This is a genomic window from Thermomonas sp. (assembly GCF_041919455.1).
Taxonomy (GTDB): Bacteria; Pseudomonadota; Gammaproteobacteria; order Xanthomonadales; family Xanthomonadaceae; genus Thermomonas.
The window spans coordinates 1-23,421 of record NZ_JAYRTQ010000030.1 but is presented as its reverse complement, the minus strand read 5'-3'; the positions used below and the strand labels follow the sequence as shown (position 1 = coordinate 23,421).

Below are 23,421 nucleotides of genomic sequence, written 5' to 3'. Positions count from 1 at the left end.
GCGCCGGGTGCGACATCATCTCGTGGTAGAGGAAGTTGTCGCGGGTGGTCAGCATCATCGCGCCGTCGATCAGCATGACGTTGCCCCAGTCGGTCGACTCGTAGATCTCGATGTGCTGGAACGGCGATTGCACTTCGTCCAGCTTGCGGGTCACGCGGAAGCCGATCGACGAGCCGGCCTTGTCGAAGTGCTCGTGCAACCAGGTCGGTTCGGTCATCGCGGCGGTTCCGTGGAATGAGGCGGGGTGCCCATTGTAATGGGCACGTTGTCACGGAGCGGGCGTTACCGCCGTGACCGCAGGTCATACAATGCCGATCCCCCTGCCGTTGGTGTTCCCGACATGACCGACTGGTCGCCCGACCTGGCCCGCAAGACCTACTCGATTCCGCACTGGTCCGACGGCTATTTCGACGTGGACGACAAGGGCCGCATCGTGGTGCGGCCGAAGGGCGCGAATGGCCCGGTGATCGCGCTGCCCGACGTGGTGGATGCCTCGTTGGCGCAGGGCGGCAACCTGCCGGTGCTGGTGCGCTTCCCGGACATCCTCGGCGATCGCCTGGGCAAGCTGCAGGCCGCATTCGCGCAGGCGCGCAAGGATTGGGAGTACGCCGGCGGCTACACCGCGGTGTATCCGATCAAGGTCAACCAGCACCAGGCGGTGGCCGGCACCCTGGCGAGCCACCATGGCGAGGGCTTCGGCCTGGAAGCGGGCAGCAAGCCGGAACTGATGGCCGTGCTGGCGCTGTCGCGGCCGGGCGGGCTGATCGTCTGCAACGGCTACAAGGACCGCGAATACATCCGCCTGGCGCTGATCGGCCGCAAGCTGGGCCTGCAGACCTTCATCGTCATCGAGAAACCGTCCGAGCTGGAAATTGCATTGGAAGAAGCCGCCGCGCTGGGCGTCAGGCCGGGCCTGGGCGTGCGCATGCGGCTGGCCTCGCTGGGTTCCGGCAAGTGGCAGAACAGCGGTGGCGACAAGGCGAAGTTCGGGCTGGACCCGCGCCAGTTGCTCACCCTGTGGAAGTCGTTGCGCGACGCCGGCATGGGCGACTGCCTGCAACTGCTGCATTTCCACATGGGCAGCCAGATTTCCAACGTGCGCGACATCGCCGCGGGCATGCGCGAAGCCACCCGTTATTTCGTCGAGCTGTCGCGGCTCGGCGCCAACATCACCCACGTCGACGTGGGCGGCGGCCTCGGCATCGACTACGAAGGCACGCGTTCGCGCAGCTACAACTCGGTCAACTACGGCATCCACCATTACGCGTCGAGCATCGTGCAGCCGCTGGCCGAGGCCTGCCAGGCCGAAGGTCTCACGCCGCCGCGCATCGTCACCGAATGCGGCCGCGCGATGACCGCGCATCACGCCGTGCTGGTGGCCAACGTGAGCGAAGTCGAACAGGCGCCGGAAGGCCGCGTGCCGGAATCGCACGACGATGAATCGCAGCCGGTGCGTCACTTGCGCGAACTGCACGAGGAAATGGCGCAGCGTCCGGCCGTCGAAGTCTTCCACGAGGCGTCGCAGGCGCATGCCGAAGGCCTGTCGCTGTACACGCTCGGGCAAATCGACCTGGTCCAGCGCGCGCGCATCGACGACCTGTTCTACGCGATCGCGCATGCGGTGAAGGCGCGCCTGACCTACGACGAGAAGAGCCATCGCGACCTGCTGGACGAACTCAGCGAGCGCCTGGTCGACAAGTACTTCGTCAATTTCAGCGTGTTCGAGTCGATGCCGGACGTGTGGGCGATCGACCAGGTGTTCCCGATCACCCCGATCGAGCGCCTGGATGAAGAACCCAAGCGGCGCGGCATCATCGCCGACCTCACCTGCGACTCCGACGGCAAGATCGACACCTATGTCGAGAACGAGGACCTGGATTCCTCGCTGCCGCTGCACGAACTGCGCAAGGGCGAAAGCTACCGGCTGGGCTTCTTCCTGGTCGGCGCGTACCAGGAAATCCTCGGCGACATCCACAACCTGTTCGGCGACACCGACGCCATCGAAGTGCGCTGCGACGGCGATGGCCATCGCATCGTCCAGCAGCGCCGCGGCGATACCACCGACGTGATGCTGGATTACGTGGGCTACAAACTCGACGACTTGCGCCGCCGCTACAAGGCCCTGGTCGGTGCCGCCACCGAGCTGAGCAAGGCCGAAGCGGATCGCCTGAACGAGGCGCTGGAACGCGGGCTGACCGCGTACACCTACCTCGACGACACCCCGCAGTGAGCGCGGGGTCGGCGATGCCGACCCGCTTGCCGGGACTCGACCTGCTGCGCGCGATCGCGGTGTTGTGGACGATGCAGTTCCACAGCTTCATCGTCGGCGGCTTGGGCGAGGACTGGCGCTGGCTGGAGCGCTACGGCTGGATGGGCGTGGACCTGTTCTTCGTGCTCAGCGGGTTCCTGATCGGCGGTCAGTTGCTGCGGCCACTGGCGCGCGGCGAAACGCCATCATTGCGCGCGTTCTACGTCAAACGTGCGTTCCGCATCCTGCCGGCGTTCTGGGTGGTGCTTGCGGTGTACCTGGTCTGGCCCGGGTTCCGCGAGGCGCCGGGCATGGAGCCGTGGTGGAAGTTCGCGTTGTTCTTCGTGAATCTCGACATCGACTACGCGACCAACGCGGCGTTCTCGCATGCCTGGTCGCTGTGCGTGGAGGAACATTTCTACCTGCTGTTCCCGGCGCTGGCGTTGCTGATGGCGCGCAAGCCGTCGGCAGTGAAATTCTGGATCGCCTGCATCGTGGTGCTGCTCGGCGGCATCGCCATCCGCACCGGTGCGTGGCTGCACTTCGATGCATTGCAGCCGCCGCGCGCGTGGTTCGTCGAGGACATCTACTACCCGACGTGGAACCGCCTCGACGGTCTGTTGATGGGGGTGATGCTGGCGACCTGGCAGGCCTGTCGCCCCGAGTCGTGGACGCGCATGGCGAAGCACGCGAATGTCGCCGCGTTGCTCGCCGTAGCGGTGCTCGCGCTGGCGTTCTGGCTGTTCCGCGAACGCACCGGCCTGCTCGGCAACAGCATCGGCTGGCCGGTGCTGTCGCTGGCACTGGCAATGCTGGTGTTCGCCGGCGCGCAACCGCACGGGTTGCTCGGCAAGCGCGCGCTGCCCGGCGCGGCATGGCTCGCGGCGATCTCGTTCAGCCTCTACCTGGTGCACAAGCCGATGTACGGCGTGGTGCAGGCCCAGTGGGGCGAGTGGCTGGAAGGCCGTGGCATCGTGGCCTATGCGGCGTACGGCGCGGCCTCGCTGCTGGCGGCGGCGGTGCTGTATTACGCGGTGGAGCGGCCGGGGTTGCGCTTGCGGACGCGGGTGCTGTCGCGCGGCTGAGGCGGGGCGTCACTGCATCGACAGCGCCGCTTCCAGGATCGGCTTGGCCCACTCGGGCGTAGCGCGCAAGGTGTCCGCGTCGGTGGGCCAGGCGATGCGGCCGCCCTCCATCTGCAGTAGCAGGTGTGGATCGCCGACAGGCGTTCCGGGTGCTGCATCCCGGCTGTTGTCGTACACCTGCAATCGCGACAGGCGCGGTAGCAGCGCGACCAGGTTCGCGATCGAGGTGCGATAGCGTTCGCGGATCTTCGCCTCGGGGATGTCGTGCCCGCCCTGGCTGACCCGCAACCGCACGCGGGCAATGTGATGCTCCGGCGAATCCAGCCCGCAGAACCACATCAGCACGTCGTGGCTGGTGCTGGCATCGCGCAGTCTGGTGGCGACGGTGTTGCCGCCAAGCGTGGTCTCGAATGCGTAGTCCTCGCCATGGGCGATGGCGGCGTCCAGCCGGCGCAGGCCTTCCTGCCAGGCGGCCACATTGGCATCCGCCAGCGGGCTACCGGTGGCTTCGACCAATTCCCGGGTGAAGGTATCGGGGTTGAACCAGGTGATGCCTGCCTGGCGCAGCGTGTCACCGCCGATCGAGCTCTTGCCTGCCCCATTCACCCCGGCCAGCACCAGGATGCGTGGTCGCGCCATGCTCAGAAGCTCTCACCCGCGATGACCCTGCCGTCCAGTTCAAGTGGCTTGTCGAAAACCGAGTTGAGCTTCTCCCCCGCGCCCGGCGCCTTCAGGCTGGCCATGCGCTCGTCGAACTTGCGGCGCAGCGCGTCCAGCGCGTCCTCGTCGCGGCTGGCGGCCTCGCGCAGCAGGGCGAGCATGGCGTTGTATTCGGCGACCGGGATGATCACCGCCTCGGGTTCGTCGTGATTGGTGACCAGCACCTTGCCGCTGCGCGCGATGGTCTTCATGACCCCGCGCCAGCCCAGCTTCTTCATGTCCGAGGCCGGCGTGCGCGGCAGGCTTTCCAGCGACTTGAGGGCGAGGGCAGGAGCCATGGTGTTATCTCCAATTTGGATAAATTGGACTTTATACCCAAAATTTCCTCAGTGCCATGTTGCCGGGACGGTGCCGCCTCAGCCAGCCGAGCGTTTGCCGCTCTACCCGAGTTACGCGGGCTGTCGGACATTTGTGTCACTCCAGCGCATCGAGTACACCCGGCGCCATCATGACGGTCTTGCGCCTGCGAAGCGGCGTGACCTTTGGGTCGTAGGTGCGCAGCACTTCGGCGCATTGCTCATCGATGAAACGAATGGCTGTCGCGCATTCGATTTCCACGGCTCGCTGCAGCTCGCCTGAATCGCGTTTGGCGGCGAGGCAATCGCGCAGGAATGAATGGAAGCGGATGTCGGACAGGATCTCCTTGTCGGTGAACACGAAGTGCAGATTGTGCTCGCCGTGTTCGCTTGCCTCCTGCAGGTAGACACCGCGAAAGCCCTTGCAGTCCCATTCCTCCCGCAATGCGTCGAGTCGTTCGGATTCGTAGGTCCAAAGCCGATGGCGCAGTTCGTCGATCACGCCCTCCTTGCCACCAGCCTGGATGCGCATGTCCCAGCGGAGATACCCTCTCTCATCCTGTTTTTGATGCTCGGGCCCGGGCACGTATTCGTGCGGCAGAAGCGCGTCAAGCCTGTTGCTGGCAGCCTCGCTGGCGAGGGCATTGATGTAACGGGATGCCATCGACAAGGTGCCGTACGTGAAAGCGCCATCGACGAAAAGTCGCGCCCAGTTGTAGTGCAGATCGCCTCGATAGGGCTTCGGTTCGTAATCCGGAATGTCCTTCAGGCGGTGTTCTTCCTGGAATGCGTGATCGTCCGCGTCGTAGTCGCGCAAGGTCGGGAAATCCAGAAGGCTCCTGCCATCGGCAAAGTGTTCGTTCAGGAAAAAGCAGTCTTCGCCGATCCCGGTCAACGGCAGGAGGGTCTCGTTCCAGCGATTGAGACATTCGAGCGGTAGTTCGTCGACGGCCTTTTTGGCCGATTCCAGCGAATCGAAGTCGCGTTTGAACAGGCTGCGCAGCAGGGCGGCATCAACCGCATTCCGATCTTCCCGTGGAATGGCCGCACTGTAGCGATCCCGTTCTGGCCTTGCCCAGGTGAAATACTCCGGCCGCACCTTCATCACGGCACGGCGAAGTTGGGGGCTCCAGTGATGGAAATCGTCATCTCGCATGAGCGCACTTTAGGACAACGCTGATCAAGTCGCGCTTGCTCGTCATTCCCGCGAACGCGGGGTAGCACGCATCAACCGCGATGGACCTGGAAGCCGGCCACCGACTGCGAGGTCGGCATCAACTCCAGCCGGTTGATGTTGAGGTGCGGCGGCAGGGTGGCGACCCAGAAAATCGATTCGGCGATGTCCTCGGCGGTCATCGGGTTGGCGCCGGTGTACAGCGTGTCGGACGCGGCCTGGTCGCCATGGGTGCGGACCACGGTGAATTCGGTTTCGGCCATGCCGGGTTCGATGGTGGTCACGCGCACGCCGGTGCCGTGCAGGTCGGAGCGCAGGCCCTGGCTGAAATGGCTGACGAAGGCCTTGCTGCCGCCGTAGGCATTGCCGCCGGGATAGGGATACACGCCGGCGACCGAGCTGATGTTGATGATCGCGCCCTTGCGTTCGATCAACTGCGGCAGCAGCGCATGAGTCAGCGTCACCAGCGCGGTCACATTGGTGTCGATCATGGTCTTCCAGTCGGACAGCAGTGCGTGCTGCGCGGGCTTGGTGCCCTGCGCCAGGCCCGCGTTGTTGACCAGCAGGTCGATGCCGCGGAAGCGCTCCGGCAATGCGTCCAACGCGGCGCGCATCGCGGCTTCGTCGCGGATGTCGAAGCAGGCGGTGTGCACGGCGTCGCCGAGTTCGGCGCGCAGGGCATCGAGGCGTTCGGCACGGCGGCCGGTGGCGATGACCTGCCAGCCGGCGTCGACGAAGCGGCGCGCGGCGGCGCGGCCGAAGCCGGCGGTGGCGCCGGTGATCAGGGCGGTGCGTGGGGATTGTCCAGTCATGCCGCCGATTCTAAGGCGGCGCGTGCATTCAGGGCTTCTTCGCGGCCTTCTTCGCAGCAGCGGCCGGCTTCTTCACTACCGGTTTGTCGTCCGGTTTCAGCACGGCAGGCTTGCGCTTGCGTCCGGTCGCGGCCTTGCCGCGGGTCTTCGCCCTGGTGGCGCGATGCTTCTCCAGCATGTCCTCGGCCAGCATCACGTCCTCGGACAGGATGCCGGCGGCCTTGGCGATGGCGATGCGCGTTTCGGCCTTGTTTTCGTCGGGATTGGCCAGCAGGAGTTCGCGGATCGCCTCGCGCAGGGCGGCTTCGGCGTTGCGCTTCAGGGTGGCTTTCTCGCCGCGCTGGAGCAGCGCCATCAGCGCATCGACGACGGGTTTGATCAGCGCGGTTTCGATGGCCATGGCATGCGTCCTTCCGGGTCGGGCACTGTGCCGTCGGAGTGTCTCAGGGATCGCGATGCTGCGCGAACAGCCAGTCGCGCCACCAGTCGCCGGGGACGAGATCCCCCGGTGGCAGGTGCGCAAGGCCGGCATAGGTGCGCATCCGGACCTGCCTGCCGCCGACGGCACGAATGGCGGCGACCATCTCGCGATCCGCGTCGATCGGGTTTTCGGTGTCGGCATCGCCATGCAGGACGAGGATCGGGATGTGCTTCAGCGCGTTCGCGCGTGCACGGTCGGGCGCGATGCCGCTGATCGGCAGTGCCGCAGCGAAGAGATCGGGCCGTGCCAGCAACGACAGCCATGTCGCCGAACCGCCCATCGAGAAACCGCTGGCGTAGACGCGTGCAGGATCCACCGGCTGCTGCGCGATGACGGCATCGACCAGTTCGAGCGCGGCCGACAATGCGGGGGCGGCGATGGCGCTGCGTGGGGCGACCGGATCATCGTAATTCGCGCTGCGCACCGGGAACTGCGGCACCAGCACGAAGGCCGGATGACGTGCGCGGATAGTGGGGATCGCCCACGCCCGCGCGGCGAAATCGAGCTCGATCTGCGCGCGGTTGTCGTTGCCGATCGCGCCGGATCCGTGGAACTGCACCACCAGCGGATAGCGGCGGCCCGGTTCGATCCGTGCGGGTGCCAGCAGGCGATACGGAAGTGTCGTGCCGTCGCTCGCGGTGAAGGTGCCCGCGGCAAAATCATCCGCGGACAGTGCCGCCGCCGGACTGCGATCCAGCGGTGGCGTGCCACGCACGAGCGTCTCGCCCGCATTGCCGGTGCAGCCCGCCAGCAGGGCCACGCAGGCGAGCACGACGAAGCGCATCAGTTGGTCTTGACCGCCATCGCCGGCAGGCCGCCGCCGGACAGCTTGGCCTTGGCGTCGGCGAGTTCCGACGCGCTGCCGTACGGCCCCATGCGCACGCGGTAGACGGTCTTGCCGCCGATCTGCGCCGACTCAACGCGGGCGTTCAGGCCGAGCATCGCGATCTTGGCCTTGACCGTTTCCGCATCGCCGGACGCACCGAAGGCACCGGCCTGCAACAGGTAACGGGTGTCATCGGTGCTGGCTGCAGGCGTCGTCGATGCGCTCGCCGCAACGGCGGGCGTGGCGGCTGTCGCCGGTGTCGCCGCCGGCGTTTCCGCGATGGGTGCGGGCAGGCTGCCATCGGCCGTGGCCGTGGTCGCCGGGTCTGGCTGCTGCGCTGCCTTGGCCTGTGCCTCGGCTTCCGCCTTGGCGCTGGCGGCCAGCTCGGCATCGCTCATCTGCACGCCTTCGCCCGGCAGCAGCGTGTAGAAGTCGTACTGGGTCTGCTTCGGCTTGTCGGCCTCGGGCTTCGCGCTATCGGTCGCGGTGTCCGGGGCGATCGCCTCGCCGTCTTCGTTGGTCGCCGCGGGCTGCGCATCCGGATTCGGCTTGGGACGGAAGAAGCCGTCGGCGCCGCCCTCGGATTTCAGGATGCGGGGCACCGCCAGCACCACCGCCAGCGTGACCAGCACGCCGATCACCAGCCACGCCCAGCCAGGCAGTCCATTGGAACCGTTGCGTCGCGCCTGCGACTTGCCGCGTCGTGCTGCCATTTACCCGATCCTCATTTACATCTTCTCCGGGGCGCTGACGCCGAGCAGGTCGAGTCCGTTGGCCAGCACTTGCCGAGTGGCCAGCGCCAACGCGAGCCGCGCATCGCGCAACGCGGCATCCTCCACCAGTACCGGCGACGCGTGGTACCAGCCGTGGAAGGCGTTCGCCAGTTCGCGCAGGTATTGCGCGACCAGGTGCGGTTCCAGCGTGTTGCCGGCGGCTTCCACCACTTCCGGGAACCGCGACAGCTCGCGCATCAACTCCTGCGCAGGGGCGTCATCGAGCCGATGCAGCGACGCATGGCCGTTCGCTGCGTCATGCGCATAGCCCTTTTCGCCGGCCTGGCGCAGCAGGCTGCACACGCGGGCGTGCGCGTACTGCACGTAGTAGACCGGGTTGTCGTTCGACTGCGAACGGGCCAGGTCGATGTCGAAGGTCAGCTGCGAATCCGGCTTGCGCGCGACCAGGAACCAGCGCACGGCGTCGGCGCTGGTCTCTTCAATCAGGTCGCGCAGGGTCAGGTAGGAGCCGGCGCGCTTGGACAGCTTCACTTCCTCGCCGCCGCGCATCACCGTGACCATCTGGTGCAGCACGTAGTCCGGATAGCCGGCCGGGATGCCGCAGTCCAGCGCCTGCAGGCCGGCGCGCACGCGCGCCAGCGAGCCGTGGTGGTCGGCACCGAGTTCGGTGACCGCACGCTCATAGCCGCGCTGCCACTTGCTGAGGTGATAGGCCACGTCCGGCACGAAATACGTGTAGGTGCCATCGGACTTGCGCATCACGCGATCCTTGTCGTCGCCGAAGTCCGTCGTCTTCAGCCACAGCGCGCCGCCTTCCTCGTAGGTGTGGCCGTGGGCGATCAGCTCGCGCACGGTCTCCTCGACCTTGCCGTCGGCATACAGCGACGATTCCAGGAAGTAGCGGTCGAACGACACGCCGAATGCCGCGAGGTCCGCGTTCTGTTCGCGACGCAGGTAGGCGACGGCGAACTTGCGGATGGCATCGAGGTCGCCGGCATCGTCCTTGCCGGTCACCACGTGGCCTTCGACCTCGACGCTGTCGCCGCGCAGGTAGCTTTGCGCGACATCGCCAATGTAATCGCCGTTGTAGGCATCCGCCGGCCAGGACTCGTCCCCTGGCTTCAAGCCTTGCGCGCGCGCCTGGGTGGAGCGGGCGAGGTTCTCGATCTGCACGCCGGCGTCGTTGTAGTAGAACTCGCGCTTCACGTTCCAGCCGTTGGCGGCCATCACCCGCGCGATGCAGTCGCCGATCACCCCGGCGCGGCCGTGGCCGACATGCAGCGGGCCGGTCGGATTGGCCGACACGTATTCCACGCCGACCGTCTTGCCGTTGCCATTCGCGTTGCGACCGAAGCTTTCTGCGGCGACATGGATGTCGCGCACCTGTTGCTGCCAGGCGGCTGGCGTCAGGTGGATGTTGATGAAGCCGGGACCGGCGAGCTCGACCTTGGCGATGGCGTCCGATGCCGGCAAGGCGTCGACCAGCTGCTGCGCCAGCGCGCGCGGATTGGTCTTCGCCCCGCGCTTGCCAAGCTCACGGGCCAGCAGCATCGCCGCATTGGTCGAGAAGTCGCCGTGCGCGCGCTCCTTCGGTCGCTCGATCACGAAGTCGGGCGAGACAAGGTCGGCGGGCAGGGTGCCGGCGGCACGCAGGGCGGACAGGCCCCCTTCAATCAGATCGGTGATCAGGGCGCGGAGCTGGGTTTTCACGAAGGATCAGGCAGCCGTTTCAATGGCTGCGCATTGTACGCGAGGCGGCGAGGACGACTCCGTTCAGCCGGCCAGGTCGAGCCGCCGTTCGATGCGATCGAGCCGGGCATTCAGTCCGTCGATCGAGACCTGCTGTTGCGCATCGGCGGCGGCCAGCGTGCCCAGGTGCTGGATGATCGCGGCCTGTCCCGTTTCCAGGTTGCCCACGCGCCGGGTCAGATCCTCGAGCTTGCGCTCGATACGATCCTGGCCGGCCTGGAAACGCTTGAGATGTTCCAGCATCAGGTTTTCGGTGTTGTTCATTGCAACCTCATCGGAGGGTAGCAGTTCGACAGGCCGGGCTTCACACCAGCCCCCGCGCCGCCATCGACAGCGGCGGGCCGTCGCCGATCACGAAGTGGTCGAGCAGGCGGATGTCGACCAGGCCCAGTGCCTGCTTGATGCGCGCGGTGACCGCGCGGTCGGCGGCGCTGGGTTCCGGATTCCCGCTGGGGTGGTTATGGCCGATGATCACCGCGGCCGCGCCGCGTGCCAGCGCGCGTTCGACCAGCGCGCGCGGATGCACTTCTGCGCCGTCGATGCTGCCGCGGAACAGTTCCTCGAAGCCGAGTGCGCGATGCCGCGTGTCGAGGAACAGCGCAGCGAATACTTCGTGCGCCAGCCCGCGCAGGCGTTGGGCGAAGTAGCGCCCGGCCGCCGCCGGATCGCCCAGCATCTCGCCGCGTTCCAGTTGCGCGGCCAGGTGGCGATGGCCCAGTTCCAGTGCCGCGGCCAGCGCGCAGGCGCGCGCCGGGCCGATCCCGCGCAGCCGGGTCATCGCCTTCGGCTCGCGATCGAGCAGTGCGCGCAGGCCGCCGTTACCGGCCAGCAGGTCGCGTGCGCTGGCCACCGCGTCGCGGCCAGCGGTGCCGGAGCCGAGGAAGATCGCCAGCAGTTCGGCGTCGGACAGGCTGCCGGCGCCGTGGGCCAGCAGTTTTTCGCGGGGGCGTTCGCCTTCGGGCCAGTCACGGATGTGCATGCGGCCAGCGTGCATCGATGCATCGCGATGCGGCATCGGTGCAGCATCGACCATCGGGTAAGCTGGTCGCCCGTCACGTGGTCAGGAAACCGGCCGGATGCAGGCGCCGCCTACAACCCCCGATACGCACCGCGTCCTCCTCTGCGTCTGCGGCGGGATCGCCGCCTACAAGGCTGCCGAGTTGCTGCGCCGGTTACGCGATGCCGGTGCCGACGTGCAGGTGGCGATGACCGACAACGCCCGGCGCTTCGTCACTGCGCAGACCTTCCAGGCCCTGTCGCACCTCACGGTGCGCATGTCGTTGTGGGACGAAACGGCCGAGGCCGCGATGGGCCACCTGGAACTGGCCGGCTGGGCGCAGCAGGTGATCGTGGCGCCGGCCACCGCCAACACCATCGCCAAGCTCGCCCACGGCATCGCCGATGACCTGGTCAGCACCCTGTGCCTGGCCACCGAGGCCCCGCTGGCGATCGCCCCGGCGATGAACCACCGGATGTGGCGGCACCCCGCCACGCAGGCGAATGTTGCTTTGCTGCGCGACCGCGGCGTGCTGGTGATCGGACCGGACGACGGTCCGCTGGCCGAGGGCGAATCCGGCCCGGGCCGGATGACCGAACCCGCGGCGATCGTGGCGGCAATGGGAGTCGCGCGATGAGCGCGATGCTGGCGGGCGTGCGCTTGCTGGTCAGTGCCGGCCCGACCTATGAAGACATCGATCCGGTGCGCTTCCTCGGCAATCGCAGCAGCGGCAAGATGGGGTTCGCGATCGCCGCGGTGGCGGCCGAACGCGGCGCAGAGGTGGTGCTGGTGGCCGGGCCGGTGCATATCGCCACGCCACCCGGCGTGCGCCGCGTCGACGTGCGCAGTGCGGCGCAGATGCACGATGCGGTGATCGGCGCGCTGCCCTGCGACCTCTACATCGGCGCGGCGGCGGTGGCCGACTTCACGCCGCGCGCGGCATCGGCGAACAAGCTGAAGAAGCAGCCTGGCCAGGACACCCTGGTGCTGGAGTTGGTGAAGACCCGCGACATCCTGGCCGAGGTCGCCGCGCATGCGGCGCGCCCGCGCCTGGTGGTCGGCTTCGCCGCCGAGACCGACAACGTCGCCGGCTACGCGCGCGGCAAGCTGGAGCGCAAGGGCGTAGACCTGATCTGCGCGAACCGGGTCGGGATCGCCGGTGGCGGGTTCGAGAGCGACGACAACGCGCTGCTGGTGATCGACCGCGACGGCGAACGCGCGCTGGGCCCGGCATCGAAGACCGCATTGGCCGGCGAGTTGCTCGACATCGTGGCCGAATGCCTGTCGGCGCGGAGCGCAGGCTGATGACGCAGGCCCTGCAGGTGAAGTTGCTGGATCCGCGTTTCGGCGATGAATGGACGTTGCCGGCCTACGCGACCGAGCATAGTGCGGGGCTGGACCTGCGCGCCGCGCTCGATGCGCCGCTGCTGCTGGCACCGGGCGAGACTGCGTTGATCCCGTCCGGGCTGGCCATCCACATCGGAGCCCCGGGACTGTGCGCAGTGATCCTGCCGCGTTCCGGGTTGGGCCACAAACACGGCATCGTGCTGGGCAACGGCACCGGCCTGATCGATGCCGACTACCAGGGGCCGCTGATGATCAGCACCTGGAACCGGGGCGATGCGGCGTACACGATCTCCCCCGGCGACCGCATCGCCCAGCTGGTCCTGCTGCCGATCGTGCGCGCGGCATTGCAGGTGGTGGATACTTTCAAGGAGAGCGCGCGCGGCGAGGGCGGATTCGGCCATACCGGCGTGCGTTGACGGGGGATCGAGATGGGTGTGTTCGGAATCGGCGGTCGTGGCAAGGACGACGGCGAAGAGAAGGGCAAGCTGAAGCTGGATCCGGCACAGGCGGCGAGAGCGCTGCCGCTGCTGGTCGCGTTGCTCGCCTTGCTCGGCATCTGGTGCCTGGTCAGCGGTGCGCTGCGCATTCGCGACGATGCCCGTCAATCGGGCCTGCAGGTGGCCCGCGACGATGCGGTGATGGCAGCGCGGCGCACCCTCAACGACGAACGCGGCCGGCTGGTGCAGCGGTTGGGCGCCGATCGGGTCAAGGCCGCGCTGGCGACCGGCGACAGCGCCGCGGCCCTGCGCCTGCTGCGCCAGAGTTGGCCGGAGCTGCAGCGTGCCGAACTGTGGCCGGCCGACCTGACCGAGGCATATGCCGGCTTGCCGCGCACCGGATTCGGTGCACTGGCCACCTGCGAAGCCGCGTTGTCGGAAGGCAAGCCGGTGGCGCGCGTGGTCAAGTCCGCCGGTACCCAGCGCCTGGCGTTGGCGGTTCCGGTCGCGGGCGGGCGCGGCTCGATGGTCGCCTACGTGGAACTCCCGCTGGCCAAGTTGGCCAACGGAGTCGAGGCACCAACGGTGCCCGCCTATACCTACCTGGCGTTGCGCCAGGGCAGCCGCAACGTGCTGGAGCGCGGCGATACAAGTCTCGGCAATTCGGCCGAAGCGCTGGCCGCCAAGGTGCCGGACAGCGACCTGCGCATCGCCGCGTCGGCCCCCGATGCGGCTGCCACTCCGTTCCAGCTCGGCGGCATGTCGGCGGTCGGCCTGGGTGCGATCCTGGTGCTGCTGTCGGCCTGGTTGTGGGTGATCGTGCGCCCGCGCCTGCTTGGCCTGCGCAGCAACGCCGCGGAGGAGGCCGAACCCACGCTGGCCGATATCCAGCGCGACCAGCCGCCCCCCGAGCCGGTGGTGCGCGAAAAAGTGGCCGAGGACAGCAAGGGCGATGGGGTGCAGGTCGCGATCGACCGTGGCATCTTCCGCGCCTACGACATCCGCGGCGTGATGGGGAAGACCCTGGATGCCAGCGTGGCCGAGCTGATCGGCCAGGCCGTCGGCTCACTCATGTTCGACCAGGGCCTGGACGAGATCGTGATCGGCCGCGATGGCCGTTTGTCCGGTCCGGAATTGTCCGAAGGGCTGATCGCCGGCCTGCGCAAGGCCGGCCGCAATGTCATCGACCTGGGCATGGTGCCGACGCCGGTGGTGTACTTCGGCTGCTACCACCTGCGCACCGGCTGCGGCGTGTCGATCACCGGCAGCCACAACCCGCCCGACTACAACGGCTTCAAGATCGTGGTCGGCGGCGAGACCCTGTCCGGCGACGCCATCCTCGACCTGCACGCGCGGATCGCCGAGGACCGCCTGCTCGAGACCAAGTTGCCGGGCACGCTGAGCGAGCGCGACATCGGCGAGGACTACGTGCACCGGATCGCCGGCGACATCCAGGTCGGCCAACCCTTGAAGGTGGTGGTCGATGCCGGCAACGGCGTGGCCGGCACTCTGGGTCCGCGCGTGCTGGAGGCGATCGGCGCCGACGTCACCCCGCTGTTCTGCGACATCGACGGCACCTTCCCCAACCACCATCCGGATCCCAGCGAACCGCACAACCTGGAAGCGCTGGTACAGATGGTCCAGCGCCTCGACGCCGACCTCGGCATCGCCTTCGACGGCGATGGCGACCGCCTGGGCGTGGTCAGCAAGTCCGGCAAGTACATCTTCCCGGATCGCCTGTTGATGCTGTTCGCCGCTGACGTGCTGGAACGCAACCCGGGCGCGGTGATCGTGTACGACGTGAAGTGCACCGGCCGGCTGCCGACCCAGATCCTGCGCCACGGCGGCAGCCCGCTGATGTGGAAGACCGGGCATTCGCTGATCAAGGCGAAGATGCGCGAAACCGAGGCCGAGCTGGCCGGCGAGATGAGCGGCCATTTCTTCTTCGCCGAGCGCTGGTTCGGGTTCGACGACGGCATCTACGCCGCGGCGCGCCTGCTGGAGATCCTGGACGCCAGCGGGATGTCGCCCGAAGACCTGTTCGCCACCCTGCCCGACGGCATTTCCACCCCGGAGCTGAAGGTCGAAGCCCCGGATGGCGAGCCGCATGCCTTCGTCGACCGGTTCAAGCTGGTGGCGAGGTTCGAGGGCGCGCGTCTGTCGACCCTGGACGGGCTGCGCGTGGACTGGCCGGACGGCTGGGGCCTGGTGCGTGCGTCCAACACCACGCCGATCCTGGTGATGCGTTTCGATGCCGATACCAACGCGGCCATGGCACGCATCCAGCAGGCCTTCCGCGAGCAACTGCTGCAGGTGCAGCCGGATTTGAAGCTGCCGTTCTGACGAACGGCAGCGGCGGGCTCAGCCCGCTGCTGGCACGGTCGCTGCGGGTGTCGTTGCCGGGTCGGCAGGAGCGTCGCTGCGCTTGAGGTCGCGGTAGCGGCGCAGCGAGTCCTGCAGGTCGCTTTCCAGTGCGGCACGATCCTGCTGCTGGGTGACCAGGATCTGCTGCTGGCGCAGCAACTCGCCGTGCTGCTCGCGGATCGATGTGCCCAGGCGCGGGTTGACCGGCCCAGCCAGTTCCTGGTCGCCAGCCTGGCGCAGCAGCGCCAGCAGGCTCAGGCGAAGGTTGGACAGGCCCAGCCTGCTGGCCTTGAGGGTCTCGTCGAGCAGCGCGGTGCGCTCGCCATAGGCGCGGCGCAGGTCGGCTTCGGTCATGTACGACTCGACCATCGCCAGGTCGCGGCGCTGCTGCAGTGCCAGCGCCTCGGCCTGCAGGCGGGCGAGTTCGGCCGCCTGTTCGGCGGCGCTGCGTTCGCTGCCTGTCAGGGCGCGATCCACCCGGCCGGTGGTCATGCCGCTGCGCGTGCTGATCTCGGTGCGCGCGCTGTTGGCCGCGGAGGCCGGCAGTGCATCGCCGCAGACCTTGCGACCGCCTTCATTCCAGCAATAGATCTTCTTTTCGGTGGACGGTTTGGTCTGTGCGGACGCGATGCCCGCGCCCAGCAGGAGCAGGACGGTCATGGCGAGCGTGGCGCGGCGGAAATGCGTCATGACAGCCCCCTGTGGCAGTCCTGAAGCGTGGCGGTCATGCGATGCCGTAGCGCGCGCGGTAGGCGAGCAGGGCATCGCGTTGGCGTACAAGGTCGGCGCTTTCGCCGGCGAATTCAAGCAGGTCGGACAATCCGGCCACGGCGATCACCGGGATCCCGTGTTCCGTCGCCACCGCCTGCGCGGCGGATTGCGCCACCTCTTCCCGCACCCGCTCCTGCCGATCCAGGGCGATGACGATGCCGGCCGCGATGCCGCCAGCCGCCGCGATGATGTCCAGCGCCTCGCGGATCGCGGTGCCGGCGGTGATCACGTCGTCCACGATCAACACCCGCTTGCCGGCCAGTGCAGCGCCGATCAGGCTGCCGCCCTCGCCATGCGCCTTGGCTTCCTTGCGGTTGAACGCCAGCGGCAGGTCGCGGCCGCGGCGGGCGTACTCACAGGCCAGCGCGGTGGCCAGCGGGATGCCCTTGTAGGCCGGGCCGAACAGCAGCTCGAACCCCAGCCCGGCAGCGTCCACGGCATCGGCATAGCAGCCGGCCAGTTCGGCAAGCGCGGCACCGGAGTCGAAGCGCCCGGCATTGAAGAAGTACGGACTGGTGCGCCCGGACTTGAGGGTGAACTCGCCGAAGCGCAGCGCGTCGGCGCGCAGGGCGAGTTGCAGGAAGCGGGTACGGTGGTCGTCATGTGCGGGATCCATGCGCCGATTCTCCCACGCGTGCGGCATGCCGTCGCGGGGCTTGCGCGGCGTGGCGCATCGGCTACCCTCGGCCATCGCTTTCGCCGGACTGCCGCATGCGCATCCTCAGTTTCAATGCCAACGGCCTGCGCTCGGCGGCCAGCAAGGGCTTCTTCGACTGGTTCGGCAAACAGGATGTCGACGTGCTGTGCCTGCAAGAAACCAAGGCGCAGGAGCACCAGTTGTCCGATGCCGTGTTCCGTCCGGCCGGATACAAGGCCTGGTTCAAGGACGCATCGACCAAGAAGGGCTACAGCGGCGTGGCGATCTACAGCAGGCGCGAGCCGGACGAGGTGCGCACGTCGCTCGGGTGGCCCCCGTTCGACGATGAAGGGCGTTACATCGAGGCGCGCTTCGGCAACCTCAGCGTGGTCTCGTTCTATATCCCGTCGGGCAGTTCCGGCGAACTGCGCCAGGGCTTCAAGGAAGAGGTGATGGCCTGGCTGAAGCCGATCATGGACCAATGGCTGGCCAGCGGCCGCGAGTACGTCCTCTGCGGCGACTGGAACATCGTGCGCGCCCGCAATGACATCAGGAACTGGAGCGGCAACCAGAAGAATTCCGGCTGCCTGCCGCATGAACGCGCCTGGCTCAGCGGAATGATCGCCGACGATTGCCACGATGGCCTGGTCGCGCGTCCCGAGCACGGCTGGAAGGACGCGTTCCGGGTCGCCAAGCCCGATGCCGTCGAATATTCGTGGTGGTCGCAGCGCGGCGCGGCGCGCGCCAACAACGTGGGCTGGCGGATCGACTACCAGATCGCCACGCCCGGCATCGCATCGACCGTGGTGGCCGCCGAAATCTACCCGGAACCGCGCTTCTCCGACCACGCCCCGTGCCTGGTGGAGTACGCCGGGTGAGCGCAGGCGCGACGTCGCGCAAGACCACCACCGGCGATGTCCTGCGCGCGCTGCACAGGCCGAAGGTGCTGGCGATGCTGCTGCTCGGCTTTTCGTCCGGCCTGCCGCTGTACCTGGTCGGCAACACCATGGGCTACTGGATGCGCGAGGGCGGCAGCGAGCTGTCGGCGATCGGCTTCCTGTCCTGGGTCGGACTGGCGTACACGCTGAAGTTCCTGTGGGCGCCGATCATCGACAAGACCGACGTGCCGCTGCTGGGCAGGCTTGGGCGCCGCCGTGGCTGGATGCTGCTGTCGCAGGGCATCGTCGCGGCGGGGCTTGCCGGCATGGCCATCGTGCAGCCGGAAGGCGGCCTGGTGGTGTTCGGTGCGCTGGCGCTGATGGCCGCGTTCGCCTCCGCCACCCAGGACATCGTGATCGATGCCTGGCGCATCGAGATCGCCGACAACACCGAGGAACTGGGCCTGCTGACCTCCGGGACCCAGATCGGCTATCGCGCCGCGCTGCTGGTGACCGATGCGCTGATCCTGATCCTGGCCACCTACATCGGCTGGGCGCCGTCGTACTGGGTGATGGCCTTGCTGATGGGCATCGGAGTCCTCGCCGCGCTGTTCCTCGCGCGCGAGCCGGCGGCCTCGCACGCGCCGGGCATCGCCGGGCATGAACCGTTGTGGACCCTGTCCGGGCTGTTCGACGCCATCCTCGGGCCGTTCCTGTCGTTTTTCCGCACCCACGGCAAATGGGCGCTGCTGATGCTCGCGGCGATCAGCCTGTACCGGCTGCCGGACTTCGTGATGGGGCCGATGAACAACCCGTTCTATGCGGACATCGGCATCAGCAAGGAATTCGTCGGCGAAGTGCGGGCTTCGCTCGGGCTGGTGGCGTCCGTGCTCGGCATCGCCGCCGCCGGGATCAGCGCGGTGCGCTTTGGCTTCGTGCCGACGCTGCTGGCCGGCGCCATCCTCGGCCCGGGTTCGAATGCGGCCTTCACCTGGGTGGCCTATGCGAATGGCGATCCCGGCGTGTTCGCCGCGGCGATGTTCATCGACGGGTTTTCCACGGGTTTCGCCGGGACGGCGCTGGTCGCCTACATGTCCAGCCTGACCAGCGTCGGTTACACCGCGACGCAATACGCGCTGCTCAGTTCGTTCTATGCGCTGCTGGGCAAGGTGCTGAAGGGGTTTTCGGGTGTCGCCGTGGAGACCCTGCAGGCGGGCCACGGGCAGGTCGGCGGCTACGCGCTGTTCTTCCTGGGCACGGCACTGACCGGTATTCCGGCGCTGTTGCTGTGCCTGCTGCTGGCCAGGCGGATCCGTGCCGACGCCCCGCCGGACTTGCCCGGGCGCGGTCCGCCGGGTTAGAACGGGCGTGCGTTCCCCCGCGCAAGCAAGGATTCCCCTGTCATGACCGATCTCACCGGGCACAACATCCGCCCCAAGCTCGACGAACGCCTGCGCCGGCTGGCCGAGTTGCAGGGGCTTACGCTCGATACCGTTGCCTCCGAAGCCCTGGCGATCGGCGTGGATGCGATCGAGGACCGGGTGCGCAAGCACCTGCTCAACACCCGCGAGCAGGTCGCACTGTCCGAAGCGATCACCCAGATCGAGAAAGTGCCGGACTCGGCGTTCGGGATGATCGGCCGCGTCGTCCGGCGCGACTGAGTCAGGGCGGGTAGATCCCGCCCAGCACGCGTGGCCCGGCGGCGCCAGTCACCGCCGGCAGGTTACCCGGCCGGTTGGCCAGCGTTTCCCGGGCCAGCCACGCGAACGCCATCGCTTCCACGCTGTCCGGATCCAGCCCGTGCGCGGCGCTGGATTCGACATGGATGCCCGGCATCGCATTTGCCAATGCCACCATCAGCGCGGGGTTGTGCACGCCACCGCCACAGGCGATCAGCCGACGTGTCTCCGGCTGGCTGGCCCGCAGCGCGTCGGCGACGGTGCGCACGGTCAGCGCGAGCAGGGTCGCCTGCACGTCGGCCGCGGATTCATCGCCGGCCAGTTTAGAGGCCACCCAGTCCAGGTGGAACTGGTCGCGCCCGGTCGATTTCGGTGGCGGCAACGCGAACCACGGTTCGTCCAGCAGCCGGGCCAGCAGGCCATCGTCGACCTGCCCCGATGCCGCGAACGCGCCACCGGCATCGAAGCCGTGGCCGGTGTGGCGCAGGCACCAGGCATCCATCAGCCCGTTCGCGGGGCCGGTGTCGAAACCCCGCACCGCACCGTGCGCGGGCAGCAGGGTGAAGTTGGCGATGCCGCCCAGGTTGAGCACGGCGCGATCTTCGCCGGCGTCGTGCAGGGTGGCGGCGTGGAAGGCCGGCACCAGCGGCGCGCCATGCCCGCCGGCGGCCACGTCGCGACGACGGAAGTCCGCCACCACCGCCACGCCGCAGCGCTCGGCGATGCTCGACGGGTCGCCAAGCTGCAGGGTGTAGGGCACGTCGCCATGCGCACGATGCCGCAGGGTTTGCCCGTGGGAGCCGATCGCGGCCAGTTCGCCACGATCGATGCCGCTGTCGGCGATCGCCGCATTCGCCGCGTTCGCGAACGCGCGGCCGATGCGCACGTCGAGCTCGCCGACCTCGTCCAGGGTCAGTTGCGCCGATTGCTGGCCCAGCGCCACCAGCCATGCCCGCAGCATCGGATCCCACGCATAGGTACGGCCGAACACCAGTTCGGACCGCGCATGCGGGGTGTCGTCGGCGAAACGCACCAGCGCGGCATCGATGCCGTCGGCGCTGGTGCCGGAAATCAGGCCAAGGAAGAGTCGCGCAGGTTGCAGGTTTGGCATGCGATGCAGTATCGCCGCGCCGCGCAGGCGATCAACCCTTCTTGCGGCTGCCGGTCTTGGCGGTGCTGGCCACGCGACTGCCGTCGTCGAGCTGGAACACCACGTCCTCGACCTCGCGGATCTTGTCCAGGGCGCGGCGGGTCTCGCTCTTGAAGGCGACCAGGGCGCCACCGCTGAGCGGTTCCGGCGGCGGCAGGGTCATCTTCAGCGGGTTCATGTGCACGCCGTTGACGCGGAATTCGTAGTGCAGGTGCGGGCCGGTGGCCAGGCCGGTGCTGCCGACGTAACCGATCACCGTGCCCTGCGACACGCGCTGGCCCGGCTTGATCCCGGCGAAGCGCGACATGTGTCCATACAGGGTGGTGCGTCCGCCGCCGTGGTTGAGGATCACCGTGCGGCCGTAGCCGCCCTTCCAGCCCACCAGCTCCACCCGCGCGTCGCCGGCGGCCTGGATCGGGGTTCCGGTGCCGGCGGCGTAGTCCACGCCCTTGTGCATGCGGAAACGGCCCAGCACCGGATGCTTGCGCCCGCCGAAGCCGGAGCTCAGGCGCGCGTACGGAATCGGCATGCGGATGAAGGCGCGCTTGAGCGAACGTCCATCCGGGGTGAAGTATTCCGGCTTGCCATTGCGCAAGTGCCGGAACGCGCTCTTGAGATTGCCGTCCATGGTGAAGGTGGCCGCCAGCACCGGGCCGGTGCTCGCCAGTTGGCCGTTCTTCCAGGTCTGGTCGACCACCACGCTGAAGCGATCGTCCTCGTCCAGGTCGGAATCGAAGTCGATGTCGTACTTGAACATCTCGTCGGTCAGCTGGTTCAACTGCGCGCTGCCCAGCCCCAGTTTGCGCGCGGAGGCGAACAGCGACTTGCCGACTTCGCCGCTCAGCACCACGGTGCGGGTGGTGATTTCCTGCGGCACCGAGCGCTCGCGCAGGGCATCGCCGTCGAATTCCAGTTCCACCGGTTCGTCGCCGATGCCCGGTGCGGCCTCGATGCGCATCGCCCGCACGCTGCCGTCGCTGGGCAGGTTGAAGCTGAGCGCGGTACCCGGCCGCAGCTTTCGCAATGCGGGCTTGATCTTCGGGTGCTGCATGACCTTTTCGAGCTGGCTGTAGGGGATGCCGAGCTCATCGAACACCGCGCTGAGGGTCTGGCCCTGCTTGAGCGTGACCGATTGCCAATGGTCCTTGTCCGCGCGGGTCAGGCGCAGCTGCGGCAAGGCCAGCGACAGGGTGGTGCGTTGGGTGTTGGGTGTGGCTTCCAGTGCACTGGAAAAGCCCGGCACGATCGCTGCCAGCAAGGCGCCGATGGTCGCGAACAGGCTTGCATGCGCCCAATGGCGGCGGGTCCAGCGACCGTTGAACGGATGCGCGATGGCGAGCGGCGAGGTGCCTTGTGCGCCGTTGGCGCGCGCACGCTCGAGATTCTCGCGACGCACGGCGTCGTGGTGCGAATCCGTCATGTGGCCTTCCCCCGCGTGTGACGAATGCGTCGACGCGGTACCATAATCATGCGAACAACAAGCGTCAACTCGTTGAATCTCCGAATGTTTTTCCTGCATTCGATTTAACGTTACCTTAACCTCATTCCCCGAACGCGGTCACGAAACGGCCGCCTGCGAGTCTTCCTGTGCCCGACCACCAGCATGCCCTCGACCTGATCGCCCGCGGCAGCGACGAAATCCTCAAGCGCGACGAATTGGCGGCCCGCCTGAAGGAAGGTCGCCCGCTGCGGGTCAAGGCCGGCTTCGACCCGACCGCCCCCGACCTGCACATCGGCCACACCGTCCTGCTCAACAAGATGCGGCAGTTCCAGGACCTCGGCCATCAGGTCATCTTCCTGATCGGCGACTTCACCGGGATGATCGGCGACCCGACCGGCAAGAACGCGACCCGCAAACCGCTCACCCGCGACGACGTGCTCGCCAACGCGCAGACCTATGCCGACCAGGTGTTCAAGGTGCTGGACAAGGACCGCACCGAAGTGCGCTTCAACAGCGAGTGGTTCGGTGCGATGACCGCCGCCGACATGATCCGCCTCGCCGCGCAGCACACCGTGGCGCGCATGCTGGAGCGCGACGACTTCGCCAAGCGCTACGCCGCGCAGCAGCCGATCGCCATCCACGAGTTCCTGTATCCGCTGGTGCAGGGCTACGACTCGGTCGCGCTCAAGGCCGACGTCGAACTCGGCGGCACCGACCAGAAGTTCAACCTGCTGATGGGCCGCGGCCTGCAGGAGGCGCACGGGCAGGCGCCACAGGTGGTGCTGACCATGCCCCTGCTGGAAGGCCTGGACGGCGTCAACAAGATGAGCAAGTCGCTGGGCAACTACATCGGCATCGCCGAACCGGCGATCGACATCGTCACCAAGGCGATGAAGATCGGCGACGACCTGATGTGGAAGTGGATCGAGTTGCTGAGCTTCGACATCGGCGTGGACGAGGCGAGGGCGCTGCAGGTGGAAGTCGCGAACGGTCAGCTCAATCCCCGCGACATCAAGCTGCGGCTGGCGCGCGAGCTCGCCGCGCGCTTCCACGATACCGCCGCCGCCGAGCAGGCGGTCGCCGGCTGGCATGCCGCGGTGCGTGGCGAAGGCGACTTGTCCAGCCTGCCGCTGCAGGAATTGGCTGTCCCCGCGGATGGCCTGCGCATTGCTGCCCTGCTTGCGGCGGCCGGCCTGATGCCCAGCAACTCCGAGGCGAATCGCAAGTTGAAGGAGCGCGCGGTGCGCGTCGATGGCGAAGTGTTCGAGGACGGCGCGAGGGTGTTTGCCCCCGGTTTCGAGGGCGTGTTGGCGGTCGGCAAGCGCAATTTCGCGCGGGTTCGCCTCGTTCAAGCATGATCCAGAGAGAAATCTTGAAATCCCGCTTGCTGTCCTGCAGCAAGGTCCGCTAGAATCATCGACCCGCTTCCGGCTTCATGTCGAAGCAGGCCGAAAAAAAACCATCACAGGGTGTTGACGGCAACAAAAACCCTTGTATGATGTGCGGCTCACTTCGACGGAAACGTCGCAGCGAGAAACGAACCAGGCGCTGAGGCCGACGTTCGCAGATCTTTGACAGTGTGCGCAGGTGACTTG

At 67.6% G+C, this 23,421-nt stretch carries 22 protein-coding genes and 2 pseudogenes; 9 read left to right on the top strand and 15 right to left on the bottom strand.

Annotated features, from left to right (window positions below; genetic code table 11):
- Positions 1–217: pseudogene (locus tag ACE3T8_RS14120) on the bottom strand (polyamine aminopropyltransferase); the annotation flags it as partial.
- 123 nt (positions 218–340) lie between these two features.
- Between ACE3T8_RS14120 and speA the strand changes: the two are divergent.
- Together speA and ACE3T8_RS14110 are read left to right on the top strand one after the other, a co-directional pair.
- Complete coding sequence (gene speA / locus ACE3T8_RS14115; protein ID WP_374609984.1) at positions 341–2,230, top strand: arginine decarboxylase; 1,890 nt, start codon at positions 341–343, stop codon at positions 2,228–2,230.
- 14 nt (positions 2,231–2,244) lie between these two features.
- Positions 2,245–3,333: an acyltransferase family protein gene (locus ACE3T8_RS14110; protein WP_374609982.1), complete on the top strand. Its 1,089-nt coding sequence runs from the start codon at positions 2,245–2,247 to the stop codon at positions 3,331–3,333.
- Between the two features lie 9 nt (positions 3,334–3,342).
- Here the strand turns inward: ACE3T8_RS14110 and ACE3T8_RS14105 are convergent, their stop codons facing one another.
- From ACE3T8_RS14105 to radC, 10 genes are all read right to left on the bottom strand, one after another.
- Entirely contained in the window at positions 3,343–3,972 is a 630-nt protein-coding gene (locus ACE3T8_RS14105; RefSeq protein WP_374609980.1) for a hypothetical protein, read from the bottom strand.
- Positions 3,973–3,974: 2 nt separating this feature from the next.
- On the bottom strand, positions 3,975–4,331 hold the full coding sequence (locus ACE3T8_RS14100; RefSeq protein ID WP_374609978.1) for a hypothetical protein: 357 nt from the start codon (positions 4,329–4,331) through the stop codon (positions 3,975–3,977).
- 136 nt (positions 4,332–4,467) lie between these two features.
- Positions 4,468–5,505 (bottom strand): hypothetical protein, encoded by a 1,038-nt coding sequence (locus ACE3T8_RS14095; protein ID WP_374609976.1) that lies wholly within the window; start codon positions 5,503–5,505, stop codon positions 4,468–4,470.
- 71 nt (positions 5,506–5,576) lie between these two features.
- Complete coding sequence (locus tag ACE3T8_RS14090; protein ID WP_374609975.1) at positions 5,577–6,335, bottom strand: SDR family NAD(P)-dependent oxidoreductase; 759 nt, start codon at positions 6,333–6,335, stop codon at positions 5,577–5,579.
- Positions 6,336–6,363: 28 nt separating this feature from the next.
- Entirely contained in the window at positions 6,364–6,735 is a 372-nt protein-coding gene (locus tag ACE3T8_RS14085) for a hypothetical protein (RefSeq protein WP_374609973.1), read from the bottom strand.
- A 43-nt stretch (positions 6,736–6,778) separates the two neighbouring features.
- Positions 6,779–7,600, bottom strand: a complete 822-nt coding sequence (locus tag ACE3T8_RS14080; RefSeq protein WP_374609971.1) for a prolyl oligopeptidase family serine peptidase — start codon at positions 7,598–7,600, stop codon at positions 6,779–6,781.
- The gene (locus ACE3T8_RS14075) at positions 7,600–8,355 is read right to left on the bottom strand and encodes an SPOR domain-containing protein (protein ID WP_374609969.1); all 756 of its coding nucleotides are present in this window, start codon (positions 8,353–8,355) and stop codon (positions 7,600–7,602) included. The genes ACE3T8_RS14080 and ACE3T8_RS14075 overlap by 1 nt, the downstream gene beginning before the upstream one ends.
- Before the next feature lie 15 nt (positions 8,356–8,370).
- A complete protein-coding gene (gene argS, locus ACE3T8_RS14070) occupies positions 8,371–10,086 on the bottom strand; it encodes an arginine--tRNA ligase (protein WP_374609968.1) in 1,716 nt (571 codons plus the stop codon).
- A gap of 63 nt (positions 10,087–10,149) precedes the next feature.
- Complete coding sequence (locus ACE3T8_RS14065; RefSeq protein WP_374609966.1) at positions 10,150–10,389, bottom strand: hypothetical protein; 240 nt, start codon at positions 10,387–10,389, stop codon at positions 10,150–10,152.
- Positions 10,390–10,429: 40 nt separating this feature from the next.
- Positions 10,430–11,104: a DNA repair protein RadC gene (radC, locus tag ACE3T8_RS14060; RefSeq protein WP_374609964.1), complete on the bottom strand. Its 675-nt coding sequence runs from the start codon at positions 11,102–11,104 to the stop codon at positions 10,430–10,432.
- 97 nt (positions 11,105–11,201) lie between these two features.
- On the opposite strand from radC, the pseudogene coaBC reads away from it, so the two are divergent.
- The 3 genes and pseudogenes from coaBC (at position 11,202) to ACE3T8_RS14045 (ending at position 15,249) form a co-directional block, all read left to right on the top strand.
- Positions 11,202–12,427 (top strand): annotated as a pseudogene (coaBC, locus tag ACE3T8_RS14055) (bifunctional phosphopantothenoylcysteine decarboxylase/phosphopantothenate--cysteine ligase CoaBC).
- A complete protein-coding gene (gene dut / locus ACE3T8_RS14050; RefSeq protein WP_374609962.1) occupies positions 12,427–12,885 on the top strand; it encodes a dUTP diphosphatase in 459 nt (152 codons plus the stop codon). The pseudogene coaBC and the gene dut overlap by 1 nt, the downstream one beginning before the upstream one ends.
- Before the next feature lie 12 nt (positions 12,886–12,897).
- Complete coding sequence (locus tag ACE3T8_RS14045; RefSeq protein ID WP_374609961.1) at positions 12,898–15,249, top strand: phosphomannomutase/phosphoglucomutase; 2,352 nt, start codon at positions 12,898–12,900, stop codon at positions 15,247–15,249.
- Positions 15,250–15,267: 18 nt separating this feature from the next.
- On the opposite strand, the gene ACE3T8_RS14040 is transcribed toward ACE3T8_RS14045, so the two are convergent.
- Together ACE3T8_RS14040 and pyrE are read right to left on the bottom strand one after the other, a co-directional pair.
- Entirely contained in the window at positions 15,268–15,960 is a 693-nt protein-coding gene (locus ACE3T8_RS14040; protein ID WP_374609959.1) for a hypothetical protein, read from the bottom strand.
- Between the two features lie 34 nt (positions 15,961–15,994).
- Positions 15,995–16,657, bottom strand: a complete 663-nt coding sequence (pyrE, locus tag ACE3T8_RS14035; protein WP_374609957.1) for an orotate phosphoribosyltransferase — start codon at positions 16,655–16,657, stop codon at positions 15,995–15,997.
- Between the two features lie 95 nt (positions 16,658–16,752).
- Here pyrE and ACE3T8_RS14030 point away from each other — a divergent pair, with 95 nt between their 5' ends.
- From ACE3T8_RS14030 to ACE3T8_RS14020, 3 genes are read left to right on the top strand one after another with little or no spacing between them, the layout of a single operon-like run.
- Positions 16,753–17,556 (top strand): exodeoxyribonuclease III, encoded by an 804-nt coding sequence (locus ACE3T8_RS14030; RefSeq protein WP_374609955.1) that lies wholly within the window; start codon positions 16,753–16,755, stop codon positions 17,554–17,556.
- On the top strand, positions 17,553–18,917 hold the full coding sequence (locus ACE3T8_RS14025) for an MFS transporter (protein WP_374609953.1): 1,365 nt from the start codon (positions 17,553–17,555) through the stop codon (positions 18,915–18,917). Before ACE3T8_RS14030 ends, ACE3T8_RS14025 begins: the two co-directional genes overlap by 4 nt.
- 42 nt (positions 18,918–18,959) lie before the next feature.
- Positions 18,960–19,217 carry a hypothetical protein gene (locus ACE3T8_RS14020; protein WP_374609951.1) on the top strand — a complete coding sequence of 86 codons (258 nt, stop codon included), beginning with the start codon at positions 18,960–18,962 and terminating at the stop codon, positions 19,215–19,217.
- A 1-nt stretch (position 19,218) separates the two neighbouring features.
- Here the strand turns inward: ACE3T8_RS14020 and ACE3T8_RS14015 are convergent, their stop codons facing one another.
- A complete protein-coding gene (locus ACE3T8_RS14015; protein WP_374609949.1) occupies positions 19,219–20,346 on the bottom strand; it encodes an anhydro-N-acetylmuramic acid kinase in 1,128 nt (375 codons plus the stop codon).
- Positions 20,347–20,377: 31 nt separating this feature from the next.
- Positions 20,378–21,805 (bottom strand): peptidoglycan DD-metalloendopeptidase family protein, encoded by a 1,428-nt coding sequence (locus ACE3T8_RS14010; protein ID WP_374609947.1) that lies wholly within the window; start codon positions 21,803–21,805, stop codon positions 20,378–20,380.
- A 167-nt stretch (positions 21,806–21,972) separates the two neighbouring features.
- Here ACE3T8_RS14010 and tyrS point away from each other — a divergent pair, with 167 nt between their 5' ends.
- Positions 21,973–23,184: a tyrosine--tRNA ligase gene (gene tyrS, locus ACE3T8_RS14005; RefSeq protein WP_374609945.1), complete on the top strand. Its 1,212-nt coding sequence runs from the start codon at positions 21,973–21,975 to the stop codon at positions 23,182–23,184.
- Positions 23,185–23,421: the final 237 nt, after the last annotated feature.

What these genes read in the sequence shown, in the direction of transcription:
- speA (WP_374609984.1), top strand. Translation starts at nt 341, where the DNA reads ATGACCGACTGGTCGCCCGACCTGGCCCGCAAGACCTACTCGATTCCG.
- ACE3T8_RS14110 (WP_374609982.1), top strand. Translation starts at nt 2,245, where the DNA reads ATGCCGACCCGCTTGCCGGGACTCGACCTGCTGCGCGCGATCGCGGTG.
- ACE3T8_RS14105 (WP_374609980.1), bottom strand. Translation starts at nt 3,972, where the DNA reads ATGGCGCGACCACGCATCCTGGTGCTGGCCGGGGTGAATGGGGCAGGC.
- ACE3T8_RS14100 (WP_374609978.1), bottom strand. Translation starts at nt 4,331, where the DNA reads ATGGCTCCTGCCCTCGCCCTCAAGTCGCTGGAAAGCCTGCCGCGCACG.
- ACE3T8_RS14095 (WP_374609976.1), bottom strand. Translation starts at nt 5,505, where the DNA reads ATGCGAGATGACGATTTCCATCACTGGAGCCCCCAACTTCGCCGTGCC.
- ACE3T8_RS14090 (WP_374609975.1), bottom strand. Translation starts at nt 6,335, where the DNA reads ATGACTGGACAATCCCCACGCACCGCCCTGATCACCGGCGCCACCGCC.
- ACE3T8_RS14085 (WP_374609973.1), bottom strand. Translation starts at nt 6,735, where the DNA reads ATGGCCATCGAAACCGCGCTGATCAAACCCGTCGTCGATGCGCTGATG.
- ACE3T8_RS14080 (WP_374609971.1), bottom strand. Translation starts at nt 7,600, where the DNA reads ATGCGCTTCGTCGTGCTCGCCTGCGTGGCCCTGCTGGCGGGCTGCACC.
- ACE3T8_RS14075 (WP_374609969.1), bottom strand. Translation starts at nt 8,355, where the DNA reads ATGGCAGCACGACGCGGCAAGTCGCAGGCGCGACGCAACGGTTCCAAT.
- ACE3T8_RS14065 (WP_374609966.1), bottom strand. Translation starts at nt 10,389, where the DNA reads ATGAACAACACCGAAAACCTGATGCTGGAACATCTCAAGCGTTTCCAG.
- radC (WP_374609964.1), bottom strand. Translation starts at nt 11,104, where the DNA reads ATGCACATCCGTGACTGGCCCGAAGGCGAACGCCCCCGCGAAAAACTG.
- dut (WP_374609962.1), top strand. Translation starts at nt 12,427, where the DNA reads ATGACGCAGGCCCTGCAGGTGAAGTTGCTGGATCCGCGTTTCGGCGAT.
- ACE3T8_RS14045 (WP_374609961.1), top strand. Translation starts at nt 12,898, where the DNA reads ATGGGTGTGTTCGGAATCGGCGGTCGTGGCAAGGACGACGGCGAAGAG.
- ACE3T8_RS14040 (WP_374609959.1), bottom strand. Translation starts at nt 15,960, where the DNA reads ATGACGCATTTCCGCCGCGCCACGCTCGCCATGACCGTCCTGCTCCTG.
- pyrE (WP_374609957.1), bottom strand. Translation starts at nt 16,657, where the DNA reads ATGGATCCCGCACATGACGACCACCGTACCCGCTTCCTGCAACTCGCC.
- ACE3T8_RS14030 (WP_374609955.1), top strand. Translation starts at nt 16,753, where the DNA reads ATGCGCATCCTCAGTTTCAATGCCAACGGCCTGCGCTCGGCGGCCAGC.
- ACE3T8_RS14020 (WP_374609951.1), top strand. Translation starts at nt 18,960, where the DNA reads ATGACCGATCTCACCGGGCACAACATCCGCCCCAAGCTCGACGAACGC.
- ACE3T8_RS14015 (WP_374609949.1), bottom strand. Translation starts at nt 20,346, where the DNA reads ATGCCAAACCTGCAACCTGCGCGACTCTTCCTTGGCCTGATTTCCGGC.
- ACE3T8_RS14010 (WP_374609947.1), bottom strand. Translation starts at nt 21,805, where the DNA reads ATGACGGATTCGCACCACGACGCCGTGCGTCGCGAGAATCTCGAGCGT.